Annotated in this window: 7 protein-coding genes and 1 pseudogene; 2 read left to right on the top strand and 6 right to left on the bottom strand. The window is 69.5% G+C overall.

Translation table 11 applies throughout. From position 1 onward, the window contains the following. Positions 1-305 precede the first annotated feature (305 nt). A pseudogene (locus tag ACFVWD_RS25450) lies at positions 306-581 on the top strand (TSUP family transporter); the annotation flags it as partial. Between the two features lie 258 nt (positions 582-839). On the opposite strand, the gene ACFVWD_RS25445 reads toward ACFVWD_RS25450, so the two are convergent. The 3 genes from ACFVWD_RS25445 to ACFVWD_RS25435 form a co-directional block, all read right to left on the bottom strand. Then, positions 840-1,400 carry a hypothetical protein gene (locus ACFVWD_RS25445; protein ID WP_389599200.1) on the bottom strand — a complete coding sequence of 187 codons (561 nt, stop codon included), beginning with the start codon at positions 1,398-1,400 and terminating at the stop codon, positions 840-842. A gap of 366 nt (positions 1,401-1,766) precedes the next feature. Beyond that, positions 1,767-2,690: a M56 family metallopeptidase gene (locus ACFVWD_RS25440; RefSeq protein WP_389599198.1), complete on the bottom strand. Its 924-nt coding sequence runs from the start codon at positions 2,688-2,690 to the stop codon at positions 1,767-1,769. Further along, complete coding sequence (locus ACFVWD_RS25435) at positions 2,687-3,055, bottom strand: BlaI/MecI/CopY family transcriptional regulator (RefSeq protein WP_389599196.1); 369 nt, start codon at positions 3,053-3,055, stop codon at positions 2,687-2,689. Before ACFVWD_RS25435 ends, ACFVWD_RS25440 begins: the two co-directional genes overlap by 4 nt. 481 nt (positions 3,056-3,536) lie before the next feature. Here ACFVWD_RS25435 and ACFVWD_RS25430 point away from each other — a divergent pair, with 481 nt between their 5' ends. Further along, positions 3,537-4,901 (top strand): alkaline phosphatase, encoded by a 1,365-nt coding sequence (locus tag ACFVWD_RS25430; RefSeq protein WP_389599194.1) that lies wholly within the window; start codon positions 3,537-3,539, stop codon positions 4,899-4,901. A 203-nt stretch (positions 4,902-5,104) separates the two neighbouring features. Here ACFVWD_RS25430 and ACFVWD_RS25425 read toward each other — a convergent pair whose 3' ends face one another. The 3 genes from ACFVWD_RS25425 to ACFVWD_RS25415 all read right to left on the bottom strand — a co-directional run bounded on the left by ACFVWD_RS25425 (position 5,105) and on the right by ACFVWD_RS25415 (position 8,036). Further along, positions 5,105-6,355, bottom strand: a complete 1,251-nt coding sequence (locus tag ACFVWD_RS25425) for an MFS transporter (RefSeq protein WP_389599192.1) — start codon at positions 6,353-6,355, stop codon at positions 5,105-5,107. Beyond that, positions 6,352-7,506, bottom strand: coding sequence for a PLP-dependent cysteine synthase family protein (locus ACFVWD_RS25420; RefSeq protein ID WP_389599190.1), 1,155 nt, complete (start codon positions 7,504-7,506; stop codon positions 6,352-6,354). Before ACFVWD_RS25420 ends, ACFVWD_RS25425 begins: the two co-directional genes overlap by 4 nt. Before the next feature lie 128 nt (positions 7,507-7,634). Then, positions 7,635-8,036, bottom strand: a complete 402-nt coding sequence (locus ACFVWD_RS25415; RefSeq protein ID WP_389599188.1) for a hypothetical protein — start codon at positions 8,034-8,036, stop codon at positions 7,635-7,637. Between the last annotated feature and the right edge of the window lie 31 nt (positions 8,037-8,067).

The following is an 8,067-nucleotide window of genomic DNA, read 5'->3' as shown; positions in this document are numbered from 1 at the left end:
GCTCAAGCTGGTCGACGAGGAGGAGCTGAAGGAACGGGCGCACCTGCGCGCCCCGCGTCCCTCCGAAGGCTGACCCGCGAGATCGACAAGAGTGCGGAGTCCGGAGTCCGGAGTCCGGAACACCGATCCAGGTGCCAGGCTTTGCAGCAACCTCGGCCTTCATCGTCATCGATCTCACGAACCCTGACACGGTTCTGCCCCCCGGACAGACTCATGGTGACGCACCGCTGCGCCAGCACCCGAGCGGCCGCGTCACATCACAACAGGGCAAACGTTGCCTGATACGGCGCTAGCTGTGCTGGCGGGTGGGCCGCGGGGCGACGGCCGCGCCTGCCGCTCTAACCTCCGCCTTTGTCACCTCTGTCGTAGGCGCAGGCGCCTACGCCGTGCTGGCCATGACCACCACGGATGACATCGCTCCGAATTGGCTTCTCGGTCTCTCGGGCGGGCTGGGAGGACTGGTGGGCAGCTACCTCGGCGCCCGCCTCCAGCCCCGGATGCCCGAAACCGCGCTCCGTCTCCTGCTCGGCATTCTCCCTCTCGGTGTCGGCGTCCTCTATGCAATCCAGGCAGCGGGCTGAACCGGCCGGACCACGCGGTCCTCGGCGGCGGCTGTCTCCGGACGAGCCGGGTCTCTGGACGTGAGTCGGCCGCGGCCACATGGCGCCGACCCGGCAGAGGGGACGAGTCGGCCCGCGGTGACCACGATGTCGGTCGAGGTCGATGCTGAAGTCCCAGATCGCGATGACCTTGCCGTCGTGCCGCCACGCACGAGCGGACCGTGCCGCGCAGCGCCATGCTCGCCGCGCTACAACACCCCCACGGTCGTACGTCTGGGCTCAGCCCGACATGGTGGACTTCTTACCGGACGGGGTGACGGCGTACCACATCTTGTCCTTGGCCTGGCCGTTCATCTGTCCGGCCGTCGTGTCGCCCATGTACCGGTACAGCGGCCAGCCGCCGAGGGTGAGCTGCTTCATGCCGTCCCGGTGGACCGTGCCGAGGAGACTCTTTTCAACCCCCGTGGTCTGTACGGAGTCCTCCACCATGACGGGCATCCACGTCTTCGTACACTCACCGGCGCACGTCCACTTGGACGGGTTCGCCTGGTCCATGTCGTAGCGGTAGAGGGTCATCCCCTTGTCGTCGGTCACCACGCTGCCCATGCCGCCCACCGCCTTGGCCATGAGCATGGTGGTCGTGGCCATGTGCCCACTGCCGGAGTCACTGCTGCCGGCCGGTGCGGGGGTCGCGGATTGCGAGGCGGCCGTGGCGACCGGAGCGACGCTGCCGGGGCTCGTACCGGTGGAGGTCTTTTCCGTCGAGCTGCCGCACGCCGCCAGGAGTAGCGCCGAGGCGAGCCCTGCGGCCGAGAGGAGGACGATGCGTTGCTGGATCACGGAGTTTCCCTTCGCCGGTCTTTCTACTTACTCCCTTAGTACGTTGGGTAACTCCCGCCCGCTCAGCCACCGGTGCCACATGGTGAAGCCTTGACCAACCGCACCACCCGGGGGCTGCTCGCAGATTCCCGTTCACCCCGGCGGGGAACTCAGGAAGCAAGCGGCGCCAGTTCGCCGAAGGACCTGCCTCCGTCGCGTGACTCATACACGCCCGTCCACGTCGCGGCAAGGATGTGATCGTCGTTGACAGCAGTCAGCGCCTGGGGCTGTCCGCCGGGCACGGCCATGAGCTGCTGCCACCGTCGATGCTGGTAACAAGTTGGGGTCGCGAGTAAGTCCGAGTCACCGCTGCCTTGTCCGGTGTCGTCAGCCGAGGCCGGGCGGGCAGGTGACCAGCAGCGGCAGCAGTGGAACCGCCGCAGCCAGGGCGGCCACGGAACCCCAGAAAGCGGGGTGAGGGGCCCTGCGCGGGCCGAGGACTCGCTCCAGGCGGATCAGGACCGAGTGACTGCCCGCCGCGAACGCGCCCTTCGGGGTACGGGCCGCCGCCATCTCGTACATCGCCGTGGCCAGTGCCTCACTGGAGTGGCTGCGCAGAGCGCGGTCATCGGCTGCCATCTCCAGCAGGAGCGCGGTCTGTTCTCGGACATAACGGGCCAACGGCAGTCGGCGGAACACCGAGTGGAACGCCTCCGCGGCGGCCAGGGCCAGGTGGTGGCGCCCTGCGATGTGGCCCTGTTCGTGTTCCAGTACGGCGTCGAGCTGTTCCGACGTGAGTTCACGCACGGCCGCGTCGCTGATCACGATCCGGGGGCGGCGGCCGGGCAGGCAGTACGCGGCGGGGATGCCGTACGGCAGAATCGTGGCGCGCAATCTGGCGGAGCGGTACCCCACCAAGTCCACAGCCTCGCGGTGTCGGGCCCGCGCCCGACAAGCTCGTACGACGTGAAAGGTGAAGCTCGCAACCAGGGTGATCCCGATGGCGGCGGGCAGGACGAAGGCGACCTGGTCCACTGAGTGGGGGGCGGGCTCATCCGCGGCGGCACCGGTGCCGACCTGCAGTCCGCAAGAGTGGAGGAAGCCCAACAGACCTGCATGCAAGTGCTGGGCCGGCATGGCCAAGTTGTATGCGGCGAGCGCGGCTCCGATCGAGAACGACACCACCAGGGCGTGCCACACCGCCGCCGCCAGGGCGGGGGCTCGGTGCGGCCAGTGGGCGCGCAGGAGCAGATACGGAGCGACGAAACCCACGGCCGCCGTGTAGCCGACCAGGACGGGAGCCGCGTTCACGCCTCCGCCTGTCGTCCTGCGTTCCGCAGGGCCGTGCGAAGAGCCGCCACCTCGCCCTCGGACATGTTCTCGACGAAGTGGACCAGCGCAGCAGAGCGGTCCTTGCTCTCCCCCAGGCCGTCCTCCATCAACGCGGCGGCGTACGCCTCGCGGCTGCGAACCGGCGTGTACAACCAGGCCCGACCCTGCTTGCCGCGCAGCAGCCAGCCCTTGCCGTAGAGGATGTTGGTGACGGTCATCACGGTGGTGTAGGCGAGGGGACGGGTCTTGTTGATGTCGTCGACAACCTCACGCACCGTCGCCGGACGGTTCCACGTCCAGAGACGATCCATGATCTCCGCCTCGAGATCCCCCAGCCTCCGCATGGCCCCGACTCCCTTTCACCGCCAAATACGTAAGGCCATAGTAGACGGCCGATCTTCCAGGCTTCCGGAGCGGAAACAGCGGGGTAGACCATCCCAGCGCAGCTCCGCAAGCCGCGTCGTCTCTGGCCGAGGAACGAAGAGCCAATCCTCCAGCCCGGCAACCATCCGCCCGGAGGGGAGCCGTCAGGCCCCGGTCGGCAGCGGCCATGGCGTGTCTTGTCCAGGAGCTGGCCACGGCCGTCCCACCGAGATCGAAGCGCAACTCCACTGCGGCGAAGCCAAGTCCACGTAGAGCTCGTGGGACTTCTCCGCCGCACTATCCGGGTGGCCTGCCGCTGTTCGCGCGACCAAGCGCGGGTCAAGTTCGGGTCATGTTTCTGATGTGGCGACAGCGCCGGAATGTCACCGTCGATTCACCGGCGGCTGATGGTCTGGCACCCGTCGGCACCCGCAGCCACATGAGATTCGAGGAGCCACCTCCATGCACAGACCGTCCCGTCGCCATCTCACGATCGGCACCGCCGTGGTCGCCGCCACCGCGGCCGCCGTGGCCGTGACCTCCGTCGCCGGCGCGTCCGACACCAGGCAGCAGGCCGAGCACGCGATCAAGGGCGGGAAGGCGAAGAACGTCATCCTGCTGATCGGTGACGGTATGGGCGATTCGGAGATCACACTCGCCCGGGACTACACGGTCGGCGCGAACGGCCGTCTGAACATGGACAGGTTCCCACTGACCGGCGCGTACACGACGTACGCGGTGCACGCTGACGGCACCCCGGACTACGTGACCGACTCCGCCGCGAGCGGCACCGGCTGGGCGACCGGCACCAAGACCGTCAACGGCCGTATCTCCAAGACGCCGGGCACCGACAAGGCCGTCCCGACGATCCTGGAGCTGGCGCAGAAGAGCGGCTACGCCACGGGCAACGTCACCACCGCCGAGCTGACCGACGCGACCCCGGCGGTGCTCGACTCGCACGCCACCGACCGTTCTTGCCAGGGCCCGGCCGACATGGCCAAGTGCCCGACCGACACGATCGCGGCCGGCGGCCCGGGTTCGATCGCTGAGCAGTCCGTGAACCACAAGGTGGACGTGCTGTTCGGTGGCGGCAAGCAGCGGTTCGACCAGAAGGTTATCGACGGCCGGTACAAGGGGCTGACGGTCACCGAGCAGGCCCAGAAGCTGGGTTACCAGGTCGTCACCGACTCCTCCGGACTGAAGAGCGTGAAGTCCGGCAAGCCGGTGCTCGGCCTGTTCGCCTCCGGCAACGTGCCGGTGGAGTGGACCGGCAAGCCGGCGGCTGTCGGAGGCACGGACCCGCAGCGGTGCGTGACCTCCAACCCGAACCGCCCCTCGACCACGCCGAGCCTCGCCGACACCGCTACCAAGGCGATCCAACTGCTGGAGGCCAAGCAGAAGGCGAAGCACTCCAGCAAGGGCTTCTTCCTGCAGATCGAGGGCGCCTCGATCGACAAGCAGGACCACGCGGCCGACCCGTGCGGGCAGATCGGTGAGACCGCGGCGTTCGACCGTGCGGTGAAGGTGGCCCGTGCCTACGCGGCCAAGCACCCCGACACCCTCGTGGTGACCACCGCCGACCATGGCCACACCAGCCAGATCGTCCCGCTGGAGGCCACCCCGCCCGGCCTGTCCTCCACGCTCGTCACCAACGAGGGCCAGCAGCTGAAGGTCAACTACTCGACCAACACGCCGGGGCAGTCCCAGGAGCACACCGGTACGGAGGTGCGGATCGCGGGACAGGGCCCGCAGGCGTACCGCGTGCTGGGTGTCACCAACCAGACGGACCTCTTCACGACGATCCGTGAGGCGCTCCGCCTGCGCTGACCGTGCACGCATACGAAGAAGGGGGGGACCGGCCGCCACCGGTCCCCCCTTCTTCGTATGCGTGCGTGGTGGTGAGACAGCGGAGGAATTGGAGTGCGTGCGAGCTGCCCGGAGGAGGGTCAGCGCGGCCCGGCGCGCCGAGACCACGAGGACGACTGGCTTCAGGGGGGCCGACCCGTTCGGTCGGCCCCCCGCCCGTTGCGTCAGGCAGTGGCCAGCCGCGCTTCTCGGATGCCCAGTTGCCCGCTGCGCGCGAGCGCCGCGACGGATGCCGCGCACGCCAGCCCGGTGATGGCCAGAACACACCAGGCCAGCCAGAGGGCGTCGTGGTGCTCGGCGAAGTCCCAGAGGGCGCCGGTGGCGAGGTTGCCGAGGGTGACGCCGAGGCCGGAGATGGTGTTGTAGAGGCCATAGTGCGTGGCGACGAGGCGGTTGCCAGAGAGCGTGACCACGGTGTCCATCTCGAAGGGGTAGACCACGGCGCTGCCGGCCGCGAGCAGCGCGACCGCCATCACGAGGGCGCCGAGTACGGCGGCGGTGGCGGCGGGCGGGGTGAGGGCCAGGGGCAGGAAGGCCAACCCCATGGCGACCAGTCCTCGGACCAGTGCCTGCGCGGGACTCCACTTCTGTTTCGCCCAGCCGGTGAGCTTCAGCTGTCCCACGACGGCGACTGCGGCCGAGACGACGAACAGTCCGCTTGTGGCCCACGTCCCCCTGGCACCCAGGGCGTTGGTCGCGGCCAGGGGCAGGGCCAGGTACACCTGGAAGGTCAGGACGTACGAGCCGATCATCGCGGTGGCGAAGAGCAGGAAGGGCCGGTTGGCCACGACCATGCGCCACTGGGCCAGCACGCCACCCGGTGTCGGCGTGGTGGTGCTGCCGTGGCGTGAGGGCAGTGCCCGCCACTGCATGACCGTCAGTACGGCGAAGATCGCGGCGGCCACCGTGCAGACAAGGCGGAAGTCGGCGACCAGCAGCGCGAGCCCGATGAGCGGGCCCAGGAGCATCCCCGCCTGGTAGTAGACGTTGAAGGTGGCGAAGGCTTCCACACGGCGCTCGCCCGCTTCAACGGCGACGTAGGCGCGTACGGCGGGGTTGAACAGGGCGCCCGCGAAGCCGGTGGCTGCCGAGGCGGCGATCAGTGCGGGGAGGTTGTCCACCCAGCCGAGCAGTCCGAAGCCGACCGTGCGCAGCAGGCAGCCGACCATGATCGGGGCCTTGTAGCCGAAGCGGTCGGCGATCGTGCCACCGATGAGGAACATGCCCTGCTGGGAGAAGTTGCGCACGCCCAGGACGAGTCCGACCGCCCAGGCCGCGAGGCCGAGCCCTCCGGACAGGTGGGCGGCGAGGTAGGGCATGAGCATGTAGAAGGCGAGGTTGATGGCGAACTGGTTGGCCATCAACAGCCGGACGGCGGGCGGGAAGGAACGGGTCTGCTGCCACAGCTGCTTCATCGGGCGGCCCCCGCGAGAGCCTGCTCGGCGGCGTCCCGGTCACGAGGCGGGGCCAGGGGGTCGGTGATGTGGGCGCAGCGGGTCCAGCGGGTGACGGTCCGGTCGCCGGGGTGGGTGATCTCGTCCGGGTCATCGGCGGGCAGATGGCCGAGGAGGTCGTGTTCGCGACAGTACGGGTCGTCGAAGACGGTGCCCACGTACCGTTGGGGACCGTCGGGGAAGACGGCGACGGTGCGGTTCTCCGCGGGCAGAGTGCGCGCCAGCCAGCGCGCCACGAGGGCGACGGCGCCGACGCTCCAGCCGCCGGTGGCGTAGTGGCTGCGGGCGAGTTGACGCGCAGCCCAGACGGACTCGGGAGCGGCGATCCAGTGGACCTCGTCGAAGAGGTCGTAGGCGACGTTGCGGGGGTAGATGCTGCTGCCCAGGCCGCGCATCAGCCGTGGCGTGGCGGGCTGGCCGAAGATGGTGGAGCCGGTTGTGTCGACGCCGACGACCCGCAGGTGGGGGAAGTAGCCGCGCAGGACGGAGGCGATGCCCGCGGAGTGTCCGCCGGTGCCGACGGAGACGACGAGGGTGTCGATCCGGCCGAGCTGGGCGACGAGTTCGTGGGCCAGCGGGGCGTACGCGGCCACGTTGTCGGGGTTGTTGTACTGGTCGGGGCACCACGCGTCCGGGTGCACGGCGAGGAGTTCCTCGACACGGTGGCGGCGAGCCTCCTGCCAGCCCCCGGTCGGGTGCGCCTTGTCGACGAGTTCGACCTCGGCTCCGTACGCGGTGAGCAGGCCGGTCATCAGGGGTTCCATGCCGGGGTCGGTGACGACGGTGACCGGGTGGCCGTAGGTCGCGCCGGCGAGGGACAGGCCGAGACCGAGAGTGCCGGACGTGGACTCGATGATCCGGGCTCCGGGCAGCAGCTGTCCGCGGTCGCGGGCGGCTCTCACCATGTGCAGGGCGGTGCGGTCCTTGATGCCGCCGGGGTTGTGGCCTTCGAGCTTTGCCCAGAAGCCGCGTCCGGTGGCGGTGAAGGGCGCACCGATCCACAGGATCGGGGTGTCGCCGACGAGTCCGGCGGGAGTGTGCATCGGGCGCTTGGTGTCGGTGAGAAGTTGGGCGGGCGCGGCGGGGCCGGGTGTGGTGGTGATCTGGTTCATGGCGTGCTTCTCCCGCGGCCGGCGGCGTGAGCGGCTGCCGGTCGTTGTGTGGTGGAAGGAGGCTGGACTGATCGGGAGCCGTCGCCGGGGCATGCGGGTGCCGTCCGTGGCTGCGGCTCAGGGATCGATCAGGTCCGCCACACGCCCAGGCGAGCCCGCTCCTGTTGCACGGAGGAGTCTGCGGATAGCGGGGGCCAGGGTGGTCGCCCCTGTACGACGCTGGGCAGCGCGTCAATGCGTTCGACGGGGAGTGCGCACGGGAACGCTTCGGCGGCCGGGGCGATGTCACGCTGCGGCTGCACCGTCGGCTCGTCCGTGTCCCAGCACTGGGCCTGACTGCCCTCGGCGGGGTCTGGTTCCTCGGCGGTCGGATTGCCGGTCAGCGCCGCGGTGTGCCCGTGGTTCGCGGTGGAGGTGGCAAGGATGGTGTCGACGCCGCCGACCCCTGTCGGGGTGGGACCGTGCGCGCACGCCAGCACGTGCACCAGCGTGGTCAGTAGCACCACGAGTGCCGCCCCGGTCCGTGACACGGACCGGGGGCTGCGGCGTACCAGCCAAGCC

It is taken from the genome of Streptomyces sp. NPDC058086 (assembly GCF_042885015.1).
Taxonomy (GTDB): Bacteria; Actinomycetota; Actinomycetes; order Streptomycetales; family Streptomycetaceae; genus Streptomyces.
The sequence above is the reverse complement of the archived record's forward strand: the minus strand, read 5'-3'. Positions and strand labels throughout refer to the sequence as shown.